Annotated in this window: 14 protein-coding genes; 1 reads left to right on the top strand and 13 read right to left on the bottom strand. The window is 60.1% G+C overall.

The genetic code is table 11. The features are described 5' to 3' along the window. Positions 1-108: 108 nt before the first annotated feature. The 13 genes from KAK07_RS24690 to KAK07_RS24750 all read right to left on the bottom strand — a co-directional run bounded on the left by KAK07_RS24690 (position 109) and on the right by KAK07_RS24750 (position 20,101). Entirely contained in the window at positions 109-1,116 is a 1,008-nt protein-coding gene (locus tag KAK07_RS24690) for an N-acetylmuramoyl-L-alanine amidase-like domain-containing protein (protein ID WP_210857222.1), read from the bottom strand. Between the two features lie 16 nt (positions 1,117-1,132). Then, positions 1,133-2,077 carry a phytanoyl-CoA dioxygenase family protein gene (locus KAK07_RS24695; protein ID WP_210857221.1) on the bottom strand — a complete coding sequence of 315 codons (945 nt, stop codon included), beginning with the start codon at positions 2,075-2,077 and terminating at the stop codon, positions 1,133-1,135. A 44-nt stretch (positions 2,078-2,121) separates the two neighbouring features. Next, a complete protein-coding gene (locus KAK07_RS24700; protein ID WP_210857220.1) occupies positions 2,122-3,567 on the bottom strand; it encodes a condensation domain-containing protein in 1,446 nt (481 codons plus the stop codon). Further along, complete coding sequence (locus KAK07_RS24705; protein ID WP_210857219.1) at positions 3,522-4,166, bottom strand: methyltransferase family protein; 645 nt, start codon at positions 4,164-4,166, stop codon at positions 3,522-3,524. The genes KAK07_RS24700 and KAK07_RS24705 overlap by 46 nt, the downstream gene beginning before the upstream one ends. 11 nt (positions 4,167-4,177) lie before the next feature. Next, positions 4,178-5,278, bottom strand: a complete 1,101-nt coding sequence (locus KAK07_RS24710; RefSeq protein WP_210857218.1) for a hypothetical protein — start codon at positions 5,276-5,278, stop codon at positions 4,178-4,180. Between the two features lie 149 nt (positions 5,279-5,427). Further along, complete coding sequence (locus KAK07_RS24715) at positions 5,428-8,046, bottom strand: pyridoxal-phosphate dependent enzyme (protein ID WP_210857217.1); 2,619 nt, start codon at positions 8,044-8,046, stop codon at positions 5,428-5,430. Continuing rightward, the gene (locus KAK07_RS24720) at positions 8,040-9,767 is read right to left on the bottom strand and encodes a carbamoyltransferase family protein (RefSeq protein WP_210857216.1); all 1,728 of its coding nucleotides are present in this window, start codon (positions 9,765-9,767) and stop codon (positions 8,040-8,042) included. Before KAK07_RS24720 ends, KAK07_RS24715 begins: the two co-directional genes overlap by 7 nt. Next, on the bottom strand, positions 9,764-11,263 hold the full coding sequence (locus KAK07_RS24725) for a radical SAM/SPASM domain-containing protein (protein ID WP_210857215.1): 1,500 nt from the start codon (positions 11,261-11,263) through the stop codon (positions 9,764-9,766). The genes KAK07_RS24720 and KAK07_RS24725 overlap by 4 nt, the downstream gene beginning before the upstream one ends. A 42-nt stretch (positions 11,264-11,305) precedes the next feature. Continuing rightward, positions 11,306-12,064 carry a class I SAM-dependent methyltransferase gene (locus KAK07_RS24730; RefSeq protein ID WP_210857214.1) on the bottom strand — a complete coding sequence of 253 codons (759 nt, stop codon included), beginning with the start codon at positions 12,062-12,064 and terminating at the stop codon, positions 11,306-11,308. A gap of 57 nt (positions 12,065-12,121) precedes the next feature. Further along, positions 12,122-13,372 carry a cytochrome P450 gene (locus tag KAK07_RS24735; RefSeq protein ID WP_247661396.1) on the bottom strand — a complete coding sequence of 417 codons (1,251 nt, stop codon included), beginning with the start codon at positions 13,370-13,372 and terminating at the stop codon, positions 12,122-12,124. 81 nt (positions 13,373-13,453) lie between these two features. Continuing rightward, positions 13,454-14,206, bottom strand: coding sequence for an aspartate/glutamate racemase family protein (locus KAK07_RS24740; RefSeq protein WP_210857213.1), 753 nt, complete (start codon positions 14,204-14,206; stop codon positions 13,454-13,456). Positions 14,207-14,216: 10 nt separating this feature from the next. After that, entirely contained in the window at positions 14,217-16,040 is a 1,824-nt protein-coding gene (locus KAK07_RS24745; protein WP_210857212.1) for an amino acid adenylation domain-containing protein, read from the bottom strand. A 2-nt stretch (positions 16,041-16,042) separates the two neighbouring features. Then, positions 16,043-20,101, bottom strand: a complete 4,059-nt coding sequence (locus KAK07_RS24750; RefSeq protein WP_210857211.1) for a non-ribosomal peptide synthetase — start codon at positions 20,099-20,101, stop codon at positions 16,043-16,045. Positions 20,102-20,602: 501 nt separating this feature from the next. On the opposite strand from KAK07_RS24750, the gene KAK07_RS24755 reads away from it, so the two are divergent. After that, a complete protein-coding gene (locus tag KAK07_RS24755) occupies positions 20,603-21,637 on the top strand; it encodes a TauD/TfdA family dioxygenase (protein WP_256441172.1) in 1,035 nt (344 codons plus the stop codon). Positions 21,638-22,007: the final 370 nt, after the last annotated feature.

Below are 22,007 nucleotides of genomic sequence, written 5' to 3' on the forward strand. Positions count from 1 at the left end.
TTCCTCATGTCCGCGATTCTCCTGAAAGGCGGACCCCTTGCTACTTCTGATTGGTACGGAGGGTGGGGGGCAGGTCAACTCTTCCATCTAATCTGAGGGGTCTACCGCCTACGGGCATGCAGCAGGCAGCCCGCACCGGAGCACCGCAATTCCAGCGAAATTTGACTGAGCATAGTCAACTAGTGATCGCTTCCTGCTGGAATCGTATCCATAGATGCGGTCACCATCGATGTCAATGGCATGCTCCTCGCCTAGAAATAGCCCCGCATACCCGAATCCGATTTGCTCCCGCCTGCATGCGTCATCATAGAAGACGCCGGTCCCCGGACGCGACGGTGCAACCGTGAAGTGACGCGTCGAATGTAGCAGCGCGATCTTGTCTGGCTCGCATGAGGCAATGCCGAGGTGGTTTACGAAATCGAAATTGGGCGAACCGTCCTTGAGGCGTGCGCCGCGTGTGAAGAGCACAATGTCCCCCGTCCGCAACCGACTCCAATCAATGCCGCTAAAGCTCTCGACGCTTATATACAGAAACTCCTGAGAGCCACTGGCATATCGTGGTAGCACGATGGTCTCGTTGGCGTCGAGAAAATGCGGCCTCCTGTGGGGCTGGAGGTTCAGCCGAACTGATTGGAGCTCGACGCCACATGCGACTTCCGCCGTCACATTGGAAACGAATCCCTTGGCGACTGCGCGGCCGAAGAGCACCTCGGAGGCGAATCCGAGAAAGGTGCCAGTCGCCGGGTGGTTCTTCAGCGCGCCGTCGGCATACCGGATGGAGGCCAGAGACTGGCCTAGGACATTGATGTCCCGCGAGTGCACCAATGCGATCAGGTTGTAGATCGCGGTGCAACAGTCCATCGTTTCGAGCCGAAACCTTAGACAACCGTCGGGCAGCAGAGGGAGTTTGGATTCCGCAAGAAAGGGCGTGCCCACTAGTTCACGGCACGCGAGTTCCATTCGTTTGCCGACGTCACGCTCCCTAGCGAGCGTTGCCAGCAGAGCTTCTAGCCGTTCACGGCTCCAGCGTTCCCCTAGCTCCAACACTAAGGTGGGCCGATACGACGCAGCCGCAAGCTCGTCGTGGCCAAGATGGGCGGGGTTATTCAACATCATTGCGCAGCTCCGAGATTCATCCGTACAGCGCGGGATAGTTGGTTCGAGATCGATATCGAAACTCCATCAGTTTTCGCACGTGCGGATGCAGGCTTTCAAAGATATCGTGATCGAGGTTGTACGCAGGGTCGCCAAACGGATATTTTTCTCCCTCTCGGAAGTATCCGATTGTCAACATGATGCGGGGCTCGCGGGTGGGATTTGGCGTGCCGCGATGCAATGCCCCCGGATCGCGCAGCAGCAGATCGCCAGGTTCTAACTCGACTTTCACGGAAGGGAGGCGGCGTGCGAACAGTTCCATTGGCGGGTTGGCCACGTCCTGATCGAAGGCGCGCATGTCGAACATTGCGAAAGTTTCCCGCTTCCACAGGTGGCTTCCACCCGGCCAGATTTCCAGGGGCCCGTTGTGGAGCCCGCAATGCATCAACGGCACGTTGACGATGGTCCCGCGCGTCTGGCCGTTCGGATAAAAACCGATATCGCGATGAGGCGATTGAAAGGACGAACCGGCCAGGCAGGTGTCGCTGGAAACTGAATTGCAAAAAAAGTTAGCGCCAAGCACGTTCTCGAGGATTGCAACCGCGAATGGGTTCGCGACAACAAGATAATTTGAAAATGAGCCCTTCATTCTGATAAACGCTCGTAGCCGTGCGTTGGCAATCCAGAATATCGTATTTCCTACGGACTGCCACGGGATTTTTTCCAGAGATTTTCCTGGAAGACTCGATTCGCAGTCGTGAATGATTGCGTCGTATTCCCGTTTCATATCGTCAACCAGGGCTGATGGCATCGCCCCCCTCAGAATCACGAAGCCGTTACACATCAGCAATAGGGTGGCCAGCTGCAAATGCTCGTCGGAAAGACATTCATTCCGTCTTTCTTCAGGGGTCAAGTGAACCATATTGGTTTGGCTTGCTGACCCAGCCAAGCGATTGCGGGTGTTGCGATCGAAGTTTTCCATGTGTGCATCCATCCCAGGGAGGGCGAGACTTGCGTGCGGCGCTGTCATATCTTGAGTTCCTCAAAGGAAGACATTTCAATGAGTCTTTCTTGCTGGTCCTTCCATTGGACGCGGCCCTCTGCGGCCGTCTCCAACGTGGCAGTACGCTGTGCAACGGACGTGTCGTCATCCGCAGCACAAGCCAAGAGCGCTGCGCAGAACGTCTGCATCAGCCGAGCGACCGAGTCCTCGCTCAGCACGTCTTGATTGAATTGAACAACCAAGTTCCAGTGGTTCTGGTAAACACGTACATACAGGTTCAAGTCCCGCTTCGGGCCGGAATGTGAGCCGTACTCGAGCGCATTGACACGCGCGCCGCCCAAAGAGGACACAGCCCCGCTGAAGTCTTCCAGCGCAAACCTAATCTGGTCCACCGGCTGGCGCGCTGCAAGTTCAAACTCATCGCTCAACCACTCGAACGGGAGATCCTGATAGTCCAGCGTCGCTGCCACGTGGGATGCAAGCGCGCTTAGAAGCGCCCCTGCACTGCAGGTAGGCTCGAAGCGGTACCGAATGACGTGTCCCGTCATCAGCCTGCCGACGACGTCCTGCAGCCCCGGGGCACGCCGCCCGGAGAACGGCGAGATCAGCGCCAGGTCCGTCTCACCGCTGTGAAGATGGACCGTGACGAGATAGGCCGCCAGAGCCACGACATAGTCGGTCACTCCAAACCTCTCTCGTGCAAGTCGGGAGGCGCGATAGCACGCGTCCGGGAGATGCCCCCGCAGTGCCTTCCCCCGGAAGGAAGATGCCCGACAGCCATCGTGCCATCGTAGGTGTGGCCAAGCGGGCCCAGCCAGCACTGGGGTCCAATAGCGAACGAAGGGGGCCGTGAAGTGGGACTGCATGGTCCAGTTGCTCAGCCACTGGGCGAAGTCGCCAAAGGACTTGCGTCTCGATGTGACTGGCAGGCAGGCTCTAGCCAGCAATTCGTTGTAGGCGATGACGACCTCGTGCCACACGATTTCCATCGAAATGCCGTCTGACACGATGTGGTGCGAGCACACGATGAACAAACTTCGGTCCGACCCGAGGTGTAGCAGTTCGAATCGCCACAGCGGACCGCTCGAGAGAAAGAAGGGTCGCTCGATACGGCGTGCGACATATCCGGAGATGCCTCCATGAGCGTCAAGCTCGTGGCGGTCCACCAGAGTTGCGCGAAGAGGTCTGTAGCGCGCCGGATGAACAACCTGCACGAGATCGATCCCGCGCATACGGATCGACGTGCGCAACGCCTCGTGACGCGACCGCACGACATGCAGTGCGCGCTCGAGAAGCACAGTGTCGATCGCGCCTTGGATGTCATAAACCGTGGTCAAGTTGTCCTGCCATTCGCCAGGATTTCGCCCTGACAGACCCCAAAGGCGGCGCTGCCCCCCGGTGCATGGAAAGTGAATCGACCCTTTCACAGCTTGACGTCCTCGCTGCCGAATCGAGGAAACAGCGCCCATGTCCGGCGCCGGTAGTCGACGTAGCGTCCCCCGAATGTGTGCAAAAGCAGGCGCTCTTCTAGGCGGATGCGATACAGCATCCCGGCAAGCGATACCAACGCCACGACAACTCCGACATCGCTCAGGCCGCACACGAACGAAAAGCTGCCATAGATGAGAATCAACCCGAGGTAGCCTGGATGACGCATGCGGCGGTATAGGCCCTCGGTCAACAGTGTGTGATGCGCCTGGCGGGTCAACGCCATTGTGAAGTGCGATCCGAGGCAACGCATTGCCCCGAGCCGGATGCCCAGGCCCAAGGCAAAGGCGAGAAGGCCCACGATCATGGTCGCAGGACGGACAACGGCCGGACCTTGCTGCGTGGCCCACCATACAGGCGCGAGCAAGCTGACGTCGCGGATGACCGTCAGCACCATTCGGGACCCTCGATCCTCTTCCGCGCCACTCGAGGTACCGCTGCGAACTTCCAGCCGCAACTCCGAAAGAAACCAAACGTCGAACAAAGCGAGCGCCAGCCAGCCCTCCGGCGTACCCGCCAGGACAGCTCCGACCATGCCGGCTATGTTGACCAGCCCCAGGCGAACCAGCCACGAAGGCAAGCCAGCAGGCTTCACGAGGCCCTCATCCAGTTGTCTAGCATTCGCCGCAGGTGCAGAACGACCTCCTGCTCGTACTCTTGCGTCGTATCGCGCAGGGCATAGTGAGGCGCAGCAATCTGCCAGCGAAGGTTCGGTTTGGCCCAACTCCCGTAGCACGGCATGCCGCCGCTCGGGGTCGACGCTTCGCCGATGAATGCGCGGGGTGGTCGAACGCAGGTGAGCCGATAGCCCCTTTCGATCAACGCCCGCTGAGCTTCCAGGCTGTCCGGTCGAGAGATATCTAGATGGACCACCGTGCAAGAGGTTTCGGCGATGCTCGCTTCAAGCTGGTCGAGAGTGAAGCCCGTGCTCCCGTCCAACCTGGATGCGACTGAAAACGCCCGATGGTTGTACTGCCTGATGGCCTCTCCCGCCTGGCAGACCAACTCGAAGCGCGCCTCCGTCCCAACGCTTGGAAGCGGGACTTCGAAACCCAGGGCTTTCGCATGCTGAGGAAGGTTCAACATGAAAAGCGATTCGACGAAACGCCGATCGTCAGCGTCAAGCAGATGGATCGTCGGGAAAGCCAACAGGCCCCGAAGCAGGTCATCCCGATCGCGATTCACCTCGCGGTATTCAAGGCACTCAAGAAACCCGCCTTGCATCACATACCAGGGAGCGAAGCCCCAGAAGCGCGAGCGGATGTATTTTCTGTGAATCGTGTTGACCGACTTGCCTCCGCGGATACCATCTCCTGCAGCGCGCACCCGCGGCACGAGAAGCAGAGTATGGAATGCCTCGTGCAACGCAGGAATCTTTTTCGACAAGAAGTCGATGATGCGCTTGACCGCGTACGGCTTCAGGTGAACTGCGGACATGGATCCAGAACGGCAGATTTCGCCCATGCCGGGCCCAAACTCTTCGCTTGAGTCGATGACGCTGACCGTACCCATGTCACAACTCGAAGGAGTGTCGGGGATCCCGTTGCACCACGCTTCCACGATCGCCGAGCGGCCCCAGAACCAAATGAACTCGCGCGACTCCTTGACCCGTTGTGCTAGGCGCGCAATATCGAAGCTGTCCGTGAAATATTCGCCCGCATAGACCCGGCGCAAGATCCCAAGGCGCGTCACGACCGCCCTCTCCGCGTGCTGAACGGTCTGCAATGGCGATAGCTCGCGCGCGTACTCGGTGCTCTGTACACTGTCCTCGAATACCGCCCGAAGATGGGTTAGGTACCTCTCATTGTCCAAAGCTGGATAGCAGAAGAGCGGTTCGGGAGTCATTCGAGCGGGTCGCTGTTCGTGTTCGTGAAACGATTCAGGGCACGAACGAAGGCCACAGCCAATCGATCGACGCCCGCCGCCGGCAGCAGACCGGTGTACACGCGTAGGAATGGACGTTCGGAATCGGCGATCGCTGCCGCAGCTGAAATGCGCGAGGTGGCAAAACCGAAACTCACTCCCTTCACGAGGGGCACGGCGGCTACACGCGCTTCTTCGAGGACCAGCGCGATGAACGCATTGAGTTGGTCGGGTGCATTGAGTCCTTCTTCGCGGAACTGAAGGCAAAGGCAACCGCCAGTGAAGTTGAGGGTGCACGCAGCGGAGCGGTCCACGTGACCGGGCAGTGCAGGAGAATGGACCCTGAGAAGTCGATCGATCAAGGGCATGGAGGCCAAACCGTGCGCAAGTCGCGCGCAATTGGCACCGATGCGAGAAAGCTGGTCCTCGTATGCCCTGGAGTCGTAGTTCGGAAATAGGGCTGCGTCCGGCGAGTAGAGGATCGCGCCGATATTCCTTCGAAGGCGCTCCATGTACGGGCGCAGCGACGCGCGGTGGACGACGACGCCGGCAAGCGTGTATTCAAAGCCCAGTTGCAGGTACTTTGATGCGCTCTCGTAATAAAGGATCTCTAGATTTGCATTGGACAGGATCTCGTCGGTGAACAGGTGCGTCGGGAGCTGCGCCGATGCCATGGTTCCGTCGACGACCAGGAAGAAAGGCCGATCGATGCTCCGAGCGAGCGTTCGTGCAAGCTTCGCGACGTCGCAGACACGCAGCTCAACATTGTTGGCAACCGGATCGATGAACAAGGAGTCGTGTCCGCCAGCCACGACAGCCGCCGCCACTTCATCGGCATCGTATGATCCCAGCCGATCCACCCTGACACAGGGTAAGGACTCCAGTTGCTCAGAAGCTTCGAAGTAGACATAGGGCGCTTTGGCCACCTGGGCGCCGTGCCGCCAGTGTCGGCGAAGCAAATAGGATTCAATGAGCCCGTATGCTGCCATCCCGGATGAGGTCACTGTGCAGGCGACATCCTCCCGCCCGACTCGAAACACCTCGCGCAGTTGTGACTCAATCCTCGTCACCGCAGGGCTGCCGTAGCGGTCGTAGTTGACGTCGCTGTTCTCTTGGCTGCGCAACTCCAGGAATTGCGGAACGAGAGACTGATCGTACGCTGGGGATCGCCAATCAAACATACGCGTGACAGCCGAGCAGAGGATGTTCATCGCCCGAAGGTGAGACTTGGCCGTAAAGTCGTTGCCGGGCGGCTCTTCATGTTGAGGCGAAGCGATCGCCAGAACGTGATCGGCCATTTGGAGCACTCGAGGTGAGAGCGCAATTTCAAGCGACTCACAATACCGGCGGTATTCATCGATAGATTGGCTTGCCTCGCGATGACGGACTGTCCAATCGCGTCGCGCCACATCCAGATGAACGGGGGTCGGCGCATCTACGGAGGGATCGGGCCGCTCGTTTTCTTGAACGAGCGACGGTTTCGGCATTTCGGGACTGTATCCGTCTGATCTGTACTGGAAGCGTCGCGGTTCCTTGCGCTCGTCTGGAGATTCTCCAATGAGGCCCAAGAACCGAGAAAGCGGAGTACGGTTGGTGAACGGGAAGGCCAGCAGGCGGTTGAGCGTCGCCTTCTGGACATTGCCTCCCGTGAGCAGGAGGAGTGCCGGCCCACGCAAACTGGCCCGGTGAGCGTGCTGCACAAGTGCAGCCACCGCAATTGCGCCGGACGGCTCAACGAGCCAACTTTCGTTCTGAAGCAAGCTTACTGTCGCTGCGGCAATCTCTTCTTCGGAGCAAACCAGCATGGCCTCGGGGGCATCGGCGAGGGAAGACAGGGTCGATTCCTCCTCGGACAACTGAACTGCCAGGCCGTCGGCGAACGTCGGCTGGTTGAGAACTCGAACTGGCTTGCCCGAGTGGAGACTGGCTTGCACCGACGCGTAGTTCTCAGGTTCGGCACCGATGATGCTGAAACTCCCTTGGAGGTACCGACGCGCCCACGTACAACCGGACAAGAGCCCGCCCCCGCCCACCGGCACGTAGACCGCCGCCGGTTGCTCCGTAAGTTGGGAGAGCGCTTCGACGAGGACCGTTGCCCCACCGGCAATCACGCGTCGATCTGCAAACGGCGAAATGTAGTCCCATCCATGTCGAATCGATAGATGGCGCGCATGGGCGCCCGCTGCCTCCAGCGAATCGCCGTGCTCGAGGAGTTGCGCCTCCTCGAAGACCAACTTGCTGCGCTTCAACCGGCTGGCTCCCACAGGCAGCACGATACGAGCTGGAAGGTTCATCATGCGCGCTGCCGTAGCTATGGCCAGTCCATGGTTGCCAGCACTCGCCGCCACCACGTCAGGCCGTGTTCGCTGCGTCAAGGCATTCCATGCACCGCGGAACTTGAAGGAGCCTGAGATCTGCTGAAACTCCAGCTTTGCATACACCGGCACACCGACCAAGGGCTCCAACCACATCAGGCGCTTTATCTGAGTGACGAGCGTCGTTCGTCCCAGCGTTGCCAGTGCTCGATCTATCATGCGACCCGCATTGTCGAGATCGTGGAAGGCGGGCACGTTGTCCTCTTCGACCAACTTCAACATTGGCTCTCCAAAGCTGCTGCTTTGCACAGCAGCACGTCTTCCATCAGCAGAAAGTCGATATCCGTCCCGAGATAGCAATTGATCGCATCGGCCGGACTCATCACGATGGGCTCGCCGTTGACATTGAACGACGTGTTGAGAAGCATCGGAACGCCCGTTCTTTCATCGAATCTTCTCAGAAGGTCTCGCAGTACAGAGTCGCTGAGATCGCACACGGTCTGGAAGCGGCAGCTTCCGTCCTCGTGCACGACTGCTGGCACAACCGCGCGCTTGCTTGAAAGTAGGGGCATCACCAGGTTCATATAGTCTGAACGGAAATCATGCCCAGTGTACTCACGTGTTCTCTCACGGAGAATCGCAGCTGCGAATGGCCGGAACTGTTCGCGAAATTTCACCTTCGAATTGACTCGGTCCTTCATGTCCGCACGACGGGCATCGGCTAATATGCTTCTTCCGCCTAGCGCGCGCGGACCGAATTCAAGTGCACCGTAGAACACGGCGCCGACTTTGCCTTGACAGAGCAGGTCGATGACCCTCGCGCGAGGGTCTTTGTTCTGCTCAGGACTTAATCCACGAGCCTGTACCGCATGCTCGACCTCTTCACGCGTGTACCTCGGCCCGACCTGGGCACGCCGGTTGAACTCGACGTGCCTTGCTGTTTCTCGAAACGAGAAACCGCGGAAGGCTGCACCTATCGCGGCGCCCTGGTCTCCCGGAGCGGGCGGTACGAAGAAATCCCGAAATCCCGACTCCCTGAAGATGCGGCCATTGCAGACTGAGTTCATGGCGCAGCCACCCGAGAGTGTTAGCGGCAATCCGGGGTCCTGTCGAGCCAGCCCGGACAGAATCCGGAGGACAACTTCCTCGTATCGCGATTGCAGGGCACGCGCGATGTCTGCGTGTCGAGACTCGATCGGGCCGTCTCGGTGGCGCGGCGGACCGAGGACCGTGTCTACAGCCTCGCTCAACCAGCGCCGGTCGGTCGACTCGGCATGCTGATACCGCGTGTAGTGCAGATTGACCTTGAACCCGTTCGGGGTGATCGGAAGGAGCGCGGCGAAGAATCGATCAAGGGCACTGTCCTGTTGGCCAAAGGACGCCAGCCCCATGACGCGGTACTCGTCGGCTGCGGGATGAAAGCCGAGATGCTGGGTAACGGCACCGTACACGAAGCCCAGCGAGGAGGGCATCGCCACCCGCTGAATACAACTGACGCGGTCTGCATCGCAGCGATAAACGGTCAGACTCGCATACTCACCGCGACCATCGATTACTACAGACAGCGCACGCTCGAAGCCGCTGGAGCGATGCGCATACAGGGCGTGCGCGAGGTGATGGTCGACAAAGTCGATCGGGGGCAGCGCCCCGTTCTTCCATATCTCCTGCAAGGCCTGTCGAACCAGTCGGTTCGATCCCACGGCTTTCCACCTGCGGACTATTCGCGCCAGCGTTGGCCGCCGGACATCCAGCGCGCCGCGCAACTCGGATAGCACTGCAGGAATCAACGCAGCGCGATCGTCCCAGTAGAAGGCGACCCGGTCGATATCTCGAGGTGTAAGCCCGCACATCGCTAGTGCCGCCCTGCAGGATTCAAATGGGAAGCCCCACTGGTTCTTCCTGCGAGTGACGCGTTCCTCTTCCAGCGCGAACCGGACCCTTCCATCTTCCACCACCGCGGCGGCGGCGTCGTGAGCCAAGCCAGCGATACCCAAGGTGATCATGCGGCGACGGTGGAAAGCTCGGAGGGATTCAGCTTCTTGATTTTCTCGTGGAGGATTATGGAGCTCGCGATGAACTGGCGTCGAAGCTGACAGCGGATTCGATCGTTCTGCATGGGATCGTCGTGCTTGTATACGCCGAATGCAGGGCATCCGCCCAGGCAGACAAAGCGGGCCCAGCACTTCGAGCAGTCCGCATCGGGATTGGTGAGTCGCCAGTTGCTGCTCCAATAGTCGATGAACGACTGATCGACCCCGCGCCGGACATCTCCCATCTTGAATCTCGGATTTCCCTCAGTGCGGTGGCACGTATAGATGTCGCCGGCCGCCGAGATCGAGACGACGTTGATTCCCGCCCCGCATTCAACGCCACTGTTTTCGAGGATCGATCCACCCGCGACGAGGTCGCCCTTGTTCTCCTCGAGATATATATTGGTTGCAACGGGCTTCTGCACCAGTCGACCCATGTATTTGGAGTAGGGATTGAATCTCCGCCAATCGAACCCGTTTTCAAGGACCTGTTGCTCGAACCACCGGCTGAGATGGTCGATGCCGTTGAGGGTGAGATCGAGGTTGTCCTGCGTGACTTCGCCGACCGTCCCGTCGATGCCCCAGATGAAGTCCATTTTTATGTTGTCGTAGCCGAGCTCCTCCACCATAGTCTTGGCCTGGTCCGTGAGACGGTCGCCATGCTCGCCGAAGTAGGAGGCGCGGACTTGGAACTTGACCGGACTCTCCTTCAACGCCTTTCCATATTTGAAGTTCACCGCGTCGTACGTGCCCCCGCCCTTGCTGTTGACTCGATAGCGGTCGTTGATGTCCTTGGTACCGTCCATGCTCAGTCGGACGGCGATCTTGTACTTGTCGAAGAAGTCCAACCAATCCTGATTTATGCCGATTCCATTGGTGGTGATAGAGAATTCCACTTCAACGCCCTCGCGTCGACCTCGCTCGGCGGCATAGTGTACTAGGTGCTCGAGGCAAGGACGATTGAGCAACGGTTCTCCGCCGAGAATGGCGAATCCCAGGCTCGACGAGCCACGATGCTCGAACGCAAAGTCGACCACACGCTCGGCGGTCTCCACGCTCATCATGATCTGCTCCCCCCCGCCGTACTCTCCCTCGTCGGCATAGCAGTATGTGCACTTGAGATTGCACCCATAGGCGATCTGGACCACGACATCCTGGAGTCGCATGCGATCGCTCTTGCGGTGAGCCTTGCGATGGGCGTCATTGCCGAACAGCTTGCCTTCGCTGACCAGATGGCTGACCGTGGGGCTGCGCAACAGGTCTGCCGCGTCTCGGGTTTCGGCGTAGCGCTCCACGAGTTCAGCGTCTTCAACCGTGAGTTCGAACGAAGTCGAGGTCGTCACGTCGAACAACAGCTGTCCTTGCGGGTGCCTGATGAGCGCCGCATTGGACTCAAGGTAGGCGATATTGCGAAACGTCACCAGCCTGCGGTTTTCGCTCCTGCGAATGATATTGATCAGCTTGGGCACACGAACTCCTTGTTTTGGGCAGGTTTGTATCGACGTACAGCTTCAGGCCTGCGCCTTCAATAGCCATCGGTGATACTGCGTTCGCTCGGGCTCGATGAGCTCAACTGATCGGAAGCCTGCAGCGCGCGCAATCTGCGCGAGACGGTCGTGCGGCACAGGACGGTAGCGACCCACAAAGTGGAGCGCCGCCCACGTTCCCTCGCTGTCTTGAACATTGAGGTACAAGTGGAAGTCGTAGCAGGACTCGTCCTGCCAGTCCCAGACTTGGTGAACGAATCGTCGCGATGATTCCTCAGCATAGAACGTCGGTACCGTCACTGTCGGCCGCGCGTTCGCGTCGTCGTAGGCGCGGAAGGCAACAAGTGCCACACCGCCCGGCTTCAGGCTGTTTCGTATGCAACGAAGCGCAGTGAACACTTCGTCGTCATCGGCGGCGTGGAAGATGTAGTTGTCCATCAGAAGGGCAACGTCGAATGCCTCACTCGCCCATCGCATGTCATCTGGCTCTTGGACAAAATCACAGTGATGCACATCGGCCCTCAGCTCGCGGGCGCCGAGTTCGCGCCTGCACCTCTGCACACAAAGCGCTGAAGAGTCGATTCCCGAAACAGTGAATCCGGCTTGCGCCAGAGGCACCAGTTGGGTCCCGATGTCGCAGGCGAAATCAATGATTCGTACATCGGGACTGGGCTTCGGCAGATGACTCGACAGCTTCTCCAATTGCCAGGTCTGGAATCGATCCCAGTTGGCGAACAGCAGGTGGCTAAAGGGAGCCATGGCGTCGTAGTAAGCACTTTGCAAAGCTTCACTCCTTAATGTGTAGAGCGATGTGTGATGTGCATGTGGGACGGAATCGGTCTATGACGACGAGTCTCGCGATGGGGTCCTGTTGACCTTCAGCTTCCGAAGCCCTCGATACAGCGGCATGTCAATCCACTGCTGAGGTTCATCGGCCAGACAAGCCTGGGGCCATCGCCGTACCAGCGCGCCGATGGCACACTCCGCCTCCATCAGCGTTAGTGTTGCGCCGATGCACACATGCGGACCCGTGCCAAACGACAGCGGGATTCCGACCGGTCGATTCAGGTCGATCTGCTCTGGATCCGGATAGCGAAGCGGATCGCGATTGGCTGAGCCGATAAGCGGCAGAACGAGGTCGCCGCGCCGGATGTCCTGACCGAATAGTTTGAAGGCACAGTTCGCTCGCCGCCCGGTATATTGGACCGGACTGTCCCACCGGAGCAATTCTCGCACCGCAGCCGGAAGTCGCGCCGGGTCGTCGAGGGATGTCCATCGGCGTCGGTCGGCAAGTAGCCAGTAGACCGCAGTGCCCAGAAGGTGTCGTGTCGTCTCATGTCCGGCAAACAGAACCATCGCGCATTGAGCGAGCATCTCCGCGCCGCCTTCGATCTCGCCACGCCGTTGAGCATGCATCAGTATGCCCAGAAGATCATCATCGTGCACGTCGCCGCTGGACATGCAACGATCGATGTATTCGCTCATAGCGAGCATACTGTCGCGACCGGCCATGATTTCCGAGGCCGTCGGCAAGACGGATCCCAGAAACGCGGCGATGTCCGTGGACCACGCGAGGAACTGCGCCTGATCGACGGTGCGGAACCCGAGAAAGCGGGAGATCACGCGCGCCGGTAGCAAACGGGCAAATCCTTCGATGAAATCGAAAGGCTCAGTGGCCGCGCAACTCGCCTCGATTTCGTCCATCAGTTCGCCCACGGCTTCGACGACGAAGCCCTGCAGCTTCTGGATAGACGCGGGTCGAAAGCCCGCCTGCATCGCCTGCCTCAACCGAGGGTGGGTCGGCTTGTCGACGAAAAGCATGGCCCGCGCGAACAGCCGCTGCATGTCGATCAGGCGGCGCCTTTCCTCGCTGCCGCGCAGAGACTGCCGCATGACCCAGCCGCCTGTGCGATGGGCCGACAGGCGAGGATCCTTAAGGGCAGACTGAACCCCCTCGAAGGTCGTCAGTACCCATGCCCCACCGAACAGTTCGTCCGTCCAGTGGATGGGGCCCTTCCGACGCAGTTGTCGATATCGCGGATACGGGTCGTCACCGCAATACAAGTTGTCCGACGGGGCGAGCAGCGCCATTGCCAATCCTCCCTTGATTTGGTCGCTTAGGTACGCCCATTGGCACGACGCACCGCGAGAATGATAGCGAGACTTCGCCTCTCAGCAGTCCGTCCGTTCCTTCGCAAGACAAGACATTGCAGAAGCCACAAGTCTGGCGTATTCGCGTGAACTGTCGAAGATGGGTACTTCAATTCCAGGAATCTCTCCAAGCAAGGTCAACTCCGAGCATGACAGCAGCACGGCGTCGCAGTCTTGGTTGTGCAATAGATCGCGAAGCCTTGTCGACAGCGAATATTGCGTCGCCGGTTCGTTGACGGTGCACAGCTTCAGACGATCGATTACATCGTAAATCGCTTCACTTAGCTCCGGCGTGGGATAGATGGAGCCCGGTAGATACTCGCTGTACAGCCTCTCGGTTACCGTGATGGGCGCGCCTAGTACCAACGGCCGCGACGCCCGTTGCACAATTGCCTTTCCAACCATTTCGATCATGTTCAGCCACGGCACCGGCAGCTCATGCGCTATTTCGGCTCTGAAGTGATGAGCAGCATTGCAAGGCACCGCTACGGCGATTGCTCCTTGCCGAGCAAGCGCCTCGATGGCGCGGCGAATGGCCGGGGCCGGCGAAACGCCACGACCCCGATACGCGGCCTGCCGATCAGGGATCCGCGGATCGTTGTCCAGCAGTACCCGAATGTGGTCGCGCTCGCACTCTACAGGCGTGGCGTGAAGAAGGTGCTCGAGAAACTTCACGGCTGCAAGCGGCCCCATACCGCCGACCACGCCCAGTGCGGGTCCCCCATGGCCTTCCACTTGCAGCGGAGCGTTCAACGGGAGCGGGTTGCCGAGCATCGCATGTCCATCAAACAAACGCCGGCAAGTCGGGGGGGGCCTGCGTCAGGTCTTCCTTGCGGCACTCGATGCGAGACAGAAGGCCTTCGACCGTGGGATGGGCGAACACCTCTGAAACGCAGACGCGCATCCCGCAAAGCTCCTCGATTCGGGCGCACAGCCGGACTGCGGCAAGCGAATTGCCGCCTAACGAATGGAAGCTCGCCTTCATCGAGCGCGGGCCTGGAAACGCTTCTTGCCATGCCGCGGTGACGGCCTCTGCCAGCGACCGGCCAGCGGCGGACCCAGCGGAGGTAGCCCGCGCCGCGTAATCTGCCAAGTGTTCACGTGCGAGCTTGCCCGACCTTCCGAGTGGCATTTCTTCGACGATCACCACGCGGTGCGGCACTGCGTGCGAGGGAAGCAGGGCCGTGGCGCGCGCCAACAAGCGCGATTCGTCGACCCCTTCAACTGGACGCTCCAGCACGACGCAAGCGACCAGCTTCGCCAAATCCGCATCTGACCGCTCGACGAAGACACCGCAGTCAACGACGCCGTGAACTCCACGGATGCAGGTTTCAATCTCTTCGAGTTCGACGCGATTGCCGTTGACCTTGGCCTGAAGGTCAAAGCGCCCCCGGAACTCGATCTCGCCGCAGGGCAGCACGCAGCCTCGATCGCCGGTCCGATACAGTGTCCCAGGCACTCCCGGCACGTCGTGTATGAACCGCTGCGCCGTCTGTTCCGGCTGCCCAAGGTAGCCTGTCGCCACGGCGACACCGGAAATGCAGATCTCCCCGTCGGTGCCGTCAGCTACTGGCTTCAAAGACGCAGGATCGCGCACGTCCACGCACACGTGCGGAATGGCGCGCCCGATGGGGACGCGATCGCGCATCGCGTCGTCGTGCGTGCATTCATGGGCAGTGACGTCGATAGAGGCTTCTGTCGGGCCGTACAGGTTGTGCAGACGACAAACATCGAACAGCCCGAAGAAGCGTTCAACCGTATCGGGTGGCAGCGACTCTCCGCTGCAGAAGATGTGCCTCAGGCTCTTGCACTCGCTCACGTCCACGTGGGCGAGAAAGGCTCTCAGCATCGTGGGCACGAAGTGAGCGACCGTGACGCCCCGCTCTTTGATGAGCTGCGACAGGTAGCGCGGGTTCCGATGTCCGTTAGGAGCAGCGACGACCAGGTGGCCGCCGACCGAGAAGGGCAAGAAGAACTCCCAGACCGAGACGTCGAAGGTCGCGGGCGTCTTCTGTAAGATGACGTCGCTTCCGGTCACGCCGTAGCTGTCGCGCATCCAGCCGATCCGGTTCTCGAGCCCGGCGCGTGTATTAAGGGCGCCCTTCGGCTCGCCAGTGGACCCCGACGTGTAGATGCAGTATGCGGGCCCATAGGGATCCAGCGAGATATCCGGGAGCTGCGCGACGCATGAGGCGACCGACTCATCCACAATGAGCAACCCGGTCTCATCGGGCACGCAATGACCGAGAACACTTCGTACCGCCTTCGTGGTGATCAGCATCCGACAGCAGCTGTCCTGCAGGATCTTCCTGATGCGAGATTCGGGCAGCGTGTGATCTAGGGGAACGTAGCAGGCATTGCAGCGAGCCACTGCAAGGATGGCCACCACGAGATCGAACGAACGTTCGAGATGAATCGCGACCAATTCGCCTTCGCTGACGCCCTCAGCAGCCAGGCGGCAGGCAATGTTACGTACCTGAAAGGCGAGTTCGGCGTAGGTCCAGGTTTGATCCAAGAACGTCAGCGCCGGGCGGTCCGGAGTGGCACTACCAAAGTGCTCGAACGCCAAATCGATGCGTCGAGAAGGAATGCCGTTGGAAAACGTCATGCTTACTCCCGTTCGAAAGCTGAAGGCGCGACCGAAGCAGCGTTTAGTGCAGCGATGGTGCTTGCGATCTCGTCCGCTCGATTCTCAAGAAAGGAATTGTGGTCACCTTGCACCGTCCTGCGACACACTTCCCGGAACCCCTGCGCCTGCCAGTATTTCTTGTCCAATGCTTCCGCCATCGACTGGTTCGCCTCGATAGACAGGAGTGTGCCGAAGCAGGCTGCGGGCTCGCGGGGCCTTGCCGGCAATTGGCACAACGAACGGACCTGGTTGGCATAGCGCGACGAGGCTCGAAGATGCGCCGCGGTCACTTCCCAGTGCCGTACCAAGAAGTCTCGCCACTGCACACGGTCTTCCAACGAAGCAAAGTTCATCGCCGCGACCGCTTTTTCCGCACACTCGTGATTGTCAAGGCCGTGGAACGCCTTGGCATAGAAGGAATCCGTGCGGCTGGCATAGCGTCGGCACAGCGCGGCATAGTGGCCGCTGCGGTAACGTTGGGTGCGGTCGCTGTCCAGGCCGGTTTCGTCGAAGGAGCAGTCAAGAGCGACTGTCAGTGGCACGCCGATCCCGTGTGTATCGGCCAAGTAGCGGGTCAGCCGTGCCGCCAACATTCCACCTAGACAATAGCCAACCAAGACAAGAGGGCCCGCACCAAGCCTTGCGACCTGGTCGCCGTAGCACTTGCACATCTGCTCGAGGTCGTCTTCGACCGCGTCGCCGACTTCCACGCCGTTGTAGTGCAGATACGCGACCTTAAATTGATGACGCAGCAGTTCCCGCCCAAGAGGGTTCATCGCCATCCCCAGCCCGCCGCCCCCCGGCAGCAACACGGCCGTGGGACCTGCAAGGGGCAGATCTGATTCGAATGAAAGATTCGGCGTGCTCGCCGAGGTGCACCGGAGTCCCTTGCCCTTGCGCAGCGTGTCGTCTAGCAGTGTTCGCGTGGCCATACGCCGGTCGTAGACCAGCAGCAGCAGCGAAGCGAGGCTCGGATGGCGGAAGACGTCCACCGTCTTCACCTCGACTTCGAACGCGCGCGATACCAGCCCGCCCAGTCGGACGGCTTGCATAGAGTTTCCACCGAGTTGGAAGAAGTCGTCCGAGACGTCGACGACGGGCCGCCCGAGAGCAGCTTCCCACAACTGCGCCATCTTGAGCTCGTTGTGGCTCTTCGGGGGCTGGGATGTGCAAACCTGGCTCACCTTGCCCGTTGTTTGCGAAAGCGCCGCCCGGTCGAGCTTGCCGCTCCGGTTCAACGGCAACCGGTCCAACACGACCCACACGCTGGGGACCATGTAGTACGGCAACGCGGCGCGCATGCGGTCGCGTACCGCAACCACCGATCCGTCGCCGGCTCCCTTCTTCGGAACGACGCAAGCCACCAGATGACTACCGTCCTCGCCTTCCTGCAGGAAGACACCTGCCTGAGTTATCAGCGGATCCCGCAGCAAGGCATGCTCGACTTCACCAAGTTCGATGCGAAATCCGCGAAGTTTGACCTGGTCGTCGTTGCGTCCCAGGTATTGAATTTTTCCGTCGCTCCGCCAACGCACGCGATCGCCCGTCTTGTACATCCGGCTTCCCTGTGGTCCGAACGGATCGGGGATGAATCGCTCGGCGGTCAGGTCCGTCCTGCCCAGATAGCCGCGCGCCAGGGAGAGGCCCCCGATGTACAGTTCCCCCGCGACGCCCACCGGCACGGGTGACAAGTTCTCGTCGAGCACGCACACGCGGGTCTGCGCAGTGGGGCCGCCGATCGTAACCGGGCCGGACTTGAGCAGCGGCCCGCCGAGTGACCAGATTGTGGTTTCCGTTGGTCCGTAGAGATTCCAGGCTTGGTCCGCGATGGAGGCGAGATACTGCGCCAGATCGTCATCCAGCGCTTCTCCGCAAGATAGAGCCAACCCGAGCGACAACTTGCGCGGCAGTTGTCTGAGCAGGCGCCACGTCGTTGGCGTCGCAAGCATTGACCGGACGCTGTGGCGCTCGATGAGGTCTGCAAGGCGATTCGGGTCCAGAGCGTCTTCGCGACTGGCAAGTACCACTGTTGCACCGACGCTGAGCGCCCCATGGATCTCGAATCCCGAAAGATCGAAGGTCACCGGAGCAATGGCAGCTACGGTGCTGCCCGGCGGTATCCCGAGCTGTGCCTGCGTGGTGTTGAGGAACGCGGACAGCGCGCCATGAGGAATGCACACGCCCTTCGGCTGCCCCGTCGAGCCGGACGTGTACAGGCAGTAGGCGAGGTCTGCGGGCTTGAGAGGGACCTTCGGCGAAGTTACAGGCATCGCCTCGATGCGCGTTCGGTCGCGACCGAGCAGTATCCAGCGCAGCCCCGGAACCTTACCGATGATCTCGTCGGCAATTGCAACACATGCCCGCGCATCGGACAGCAGCGAAATCTTTCGGGAAATCGGTGCCTCGATGTCGATCGGTAGGTACGCGCCTCCTGCCTTCAGAACAGCCAGGATCGAGACGATGAGCGAGGCGGATCTCTCGAGCAGGATAACAACCACCGCACCACTGCACACGCCGTTTGCGCGCAAATGATGCGCGAGCTGATTGGCGCGCGCATCCAATTCACCATAGCTGAGGCGTTCGTCCTCGAAAAGCAGGGCGGGTTGCGCAGGATATCGAGCCGCCATCTGCCCGAACATTTCATGCGCGTAGGGGTGCCATGACTCCTGTCCGACTTGGCTCCCGACGTTCCACTGATTCATGACCTGCTCACACTCCCGGGCGGTCATCAGCTGGATATCCTTGAGCCGAGAGTCTGGCGCGCGCGTCATCCCTTCGAGCGCCTGGATCCAGTGACCGGCCATCCTCTCTACGGTCCGGCGGTCGAACAGGTGTGCGTCGTACTCAAGGGCGCAGCTCAGGCCGTTCTTCCCCGCCACGATTTCGAGGGTCAGGTCGAACTTCGCGCCGGTGGACTCGACAGGCAGGTTGTGCGCTGAGATACCGACCAAATGGATCCCGCCTCGTGTGGAGTCGGCAGACGGAGCTTGGAAGGTGATCATCACTTGAAAGAGCGGCGTGTGGTCGAGCGCTCGACGAGGCTTCAACTCATCCACTAGCTTCTCGAACGGCAGGTCTTGGTGCGCATCAGCGCCAAGGATTGATTCACGCGTCTGCGCGATAAGGTCGCTGACGGTGGCGCTCAGATCGATCGTGGTACGCAGAACCAACGTGTTGACAAACAGACCCACCACGCCTTCGACCTGTGCCCGCCCCCGATTGGCCACCGGGTACCCGACGCACACGTCGTCTTGTCCCGCGTGGCGCGAGAGGACCAGCGAAAAGGCGGCCGCCAGCACCATGAACGGCGTCGAATTCAGACTTCTCGCCAGCGCGTGGATGTCGTTCGCAAGCGACTGGCCTACCTTGAGATCCACGACACCCACAGCTTGGGTTCTCGTGGCCGGGCGTGGTCGGTCCAGTGGCAATTCGATCAGGCGGGGCGCATCCTTGAGATACCGCTTCCAGTAGTCCATGTGCCGAGAGAGTTCCTCGCGCTGCAGCCATGCACGCTGCCACATCGCGAAGTCCGCATACTGAATCGCGAGATCGCTCAACTCTGCGGGCCGCCCATGCTTGCGGGCTTCGTACCCGAGGCAGAGCTCCTTTAGCACGATCTCCTGAGACCAGCCATCCGCGGCGATATGGTGCAACGTGAGGCAAAGAACATGGTCGTCTTCCGCAATCCGCAGCACCCGCGCACGGATTAGCGTGTCGCGAGTCAGGTCAAATGCAGCTCCGGCTTCTGCTCGGATCCGCGGTGCCAGTGCCGATTCGGTGCAAGCTTCGATCTTGAGCGCTTGACGACTGGCTGGTCGTATGACCTGCAACAACCGGCCATCCTCTTCGACGAACACCGTCCTCAATGCTTCGTGGCGAGCCAAGACATCGTTAAAGGCGTCTTCGAGCGCCGCGATGTCGAGCGCACCCAGCAGGCGCCATACTGTCGGCAAGTTGTACAAGCCAGCCGTTGCTTCGAAGCGGTCTAGGAACCACATGCGGCTTTGACCAAAGGAAGCGGGAAAGGCGTCGCCGTGCACGTTATGTAGTCCTGTTGAAGGGGTCACTGTCAATGCCGAGCCTTGAAACGATTCCCGGAGTTCTCAAGGCCCGCCGCTCCACGTCCATGGACTTACAGTTGGGCAGTCACCTAAGGCGGTCTCGACGCGGATCGGGCACCGGAAGAGCGCGGACTACGGATTCAGCCGAAGACGGCTGTGAAGCCCGATAGGAACACAGAAGATTGGCCAACGCATTGAGCGCGGCGCCCGTAAGACGAACGCAAGGACGCGGTTGGCCCGACGACTAAGGTAATCGCTATCCCAGCGATCGATCGCCCATCGAGTGTGCATCTAGGCTCCCTGAGTTGGTGGCCCTTCGATGAGCCGCCTTATTCACTTTAGTATACGTTGAAGCGCAGATCCCGCACGTTATGCCCTCGCGCCAACGAGCAGCAGCTTTCTGGCACGCTTCAAGTAAAGCGCGTCGCATGAACTAGACTTCCCGCTCTCATATTGAGTGGAACCGAGGGAGCGCCAGCGATGGATATAGGATTGGGATGGAGCAGACCGTACAGTGGCGCGCCGACGGCGCTTTGCGCCAATGAAGGCACACCGCCGCGATGCCATGAAGAGTTCGAAGAATGGCTGTGCGAGAACACCTCTGCGATACTTACTCGGATGCGATCCCATGGAAGCGTGTTGTTACGCGGGTTCGCGGGAACCCTCGGGGCCGAAGCTTTTTCGATCGCCCTGGCTGCAATCGGTACGCCAATGCATGACTACGTTGGCGGCAGCACACCCCGCAGAAGGCTTGGAAGTCGCACGTACTCCGCCACTGAACTCTCTGGCGAGTACAGCATCGCCCTTCACCAGGAAATGTCCTATTTGCCGGTAGCGCCGGAGGGAATCGGCTTTTACTGTGAGCGCGCGGCCGACGCTGGGGGGTGCAGCCTCCTGGCCGACGCGAGAGACGTCGTTCGTCTGCTGCCGCAGCCGGTAATCGAATCGTTTCGAGATCGAAACATAGCCATCACCCGTGCGTTGCCATCCCGGGGTTCCATGTACCTTGCGTCGGGCGTGTCGCGGCCTTGGCAGGACGTCTTCGAGACCGAGGAACGGTCGTCGGCCTTCGACATCGCTAGCCGTCGAGGCTGGAGCGCATCCTGGTGCGACGACGGCACGATGCACTTGCGCCATGGGGTGACTTCGGCCTTCAGGCGTCATCCTGAGACCGGCAGTGAGGTCTGGTTCAACCAGGCTCACTACTATTCCCCCGATTGCATGCTTCAGTGGGCTAAGCACGACCAGCGAAAGCAGCAGGAGCGGTACATTCAAAGGCTGGTCGACCGGGGCGACAAGGATCATCTGAATCGAGTGACATATGCGGACGGTGGTCCCATCCCTCGTGAAGCTCTCCTGTCGATCTGGACAGCCTTGAAGAGGTCGGAGCGCGCCGTCGAGATGCTTCCCGGAGACATCCTTCTCGCAGACAACTATTTCGTCATGCATGGACGAGAGAAGTTCTCAGGGGCGAGGTCGATGCACGCAGGACTGATCGCCAAGCTCCATCAATAGCCCTGCATCTTCGGATCGTGTGAGCCAGATCGATGCGGTTTGCTGCGCGGGAACGTTGGGATGGTCGCAACTCACGGGTCGAGGGAGATGCAACGCAAAGCACGGGTATTGGCAGCAGATGTCCTTCTGCTGCGTCGTTGGCGGCCGGCGCAGTACCTGGCCCAATCCGGTGCGCGTCAAGCTACTTGTCGCCTCAGTCATTCAGCCATTGGCTGAATATCTCGCTGGTGCGCGACCGCTGAGACTAAGCAGTCGCGTTCAGGATTGAGGGCGACCTTTGCGATGTGCGTCCATGTATCGACCCAGCAGAACCTGCTCAGCTCAAGCCGCTATTGCATAAGCCTCAGCGGGGGTCCTCATGTTCAGCGCC

The organism is Ideonella alba, assembly GCF_018069875.1.
Classification (GTDB): Bacteria; Pseudomonadota; Gammaproteobacteria; order Burkholderiales; family Burkholderiaceae_C; genus Ideonella; species Ideonella alba.

What these genes read in the sequence shown, in the direction of transcription:
- KAK07_RS24745 (WP_210857212.1), bottom strand. Translation starts at nt 16,040, where the DNA reads ATGACGTTTTCCAACGGCATTCCTTCTCGACGCATCGATTTGGCGTTC.
- KAK07_RS24695 (WP_210857221.1), bottom strand. Translation starts at nt 2,077, where the DNA reads ATGGAAAACTTCGATCGCAACACCCGCAATCGCTTGGCTGGGTCAGCA.
- KAK07_RS24720 (WP_210857216.1), bottom strand. Translation starts at nt 9,767, where the DNA reads ATGATCACCTTGGGTATCGCTGGCTTGGCTCACGACGCCGCCGCCGCG.
- KAK07_RS24690 (WP_210857222.1), bottom strand. Translation starts at nt 1,116, where the DNA reads ATGATGTTGAATAACCCCGCCCATCTTGGCCACGACGAGCTTGCGGCT.
- KAK07_RS24735 (WP_247661396.1), bottom strand. Translation starts at nt 13,372, where the DNA reads ATGGCGCTGCTCGCCCCGTCGGACAACTTGTATTGCGGTGACGACCCG.
- KAK07_RS24740 (WP_210857213.1), bottom strand. Translation starts at nt 14,206, where the DNA reads ATGCTCGGCAACCCGCTCCCGTTGAACGCTCCGCTGCAAGTGGAAGGC.
- KAK07_RS24715 (WP_210857217.1), bottom strand. Translation starts at nt 8,046, where the DNA reads ATGTTGAAGTTGGTCGAAGAGGACAACGTGCCCGCCTTCCACGATCTC.
- KAK07_RS24755 (WP_256441172.1), top strand. Translation starts at nt 20,603, where the DNA reads ATGGATATAGGATTGGGATGGAGCAGACCGTACAGTGGCGCGCCGACG.
- KAK07_RS24700 (WP_210857220.1), bottom strand. Translation starts at nt 3,567, where the DNA reads ATGGGCGCTGTTTCCTCGATTCGGCAGCGAGGACGTCAAGCTGTGAAA.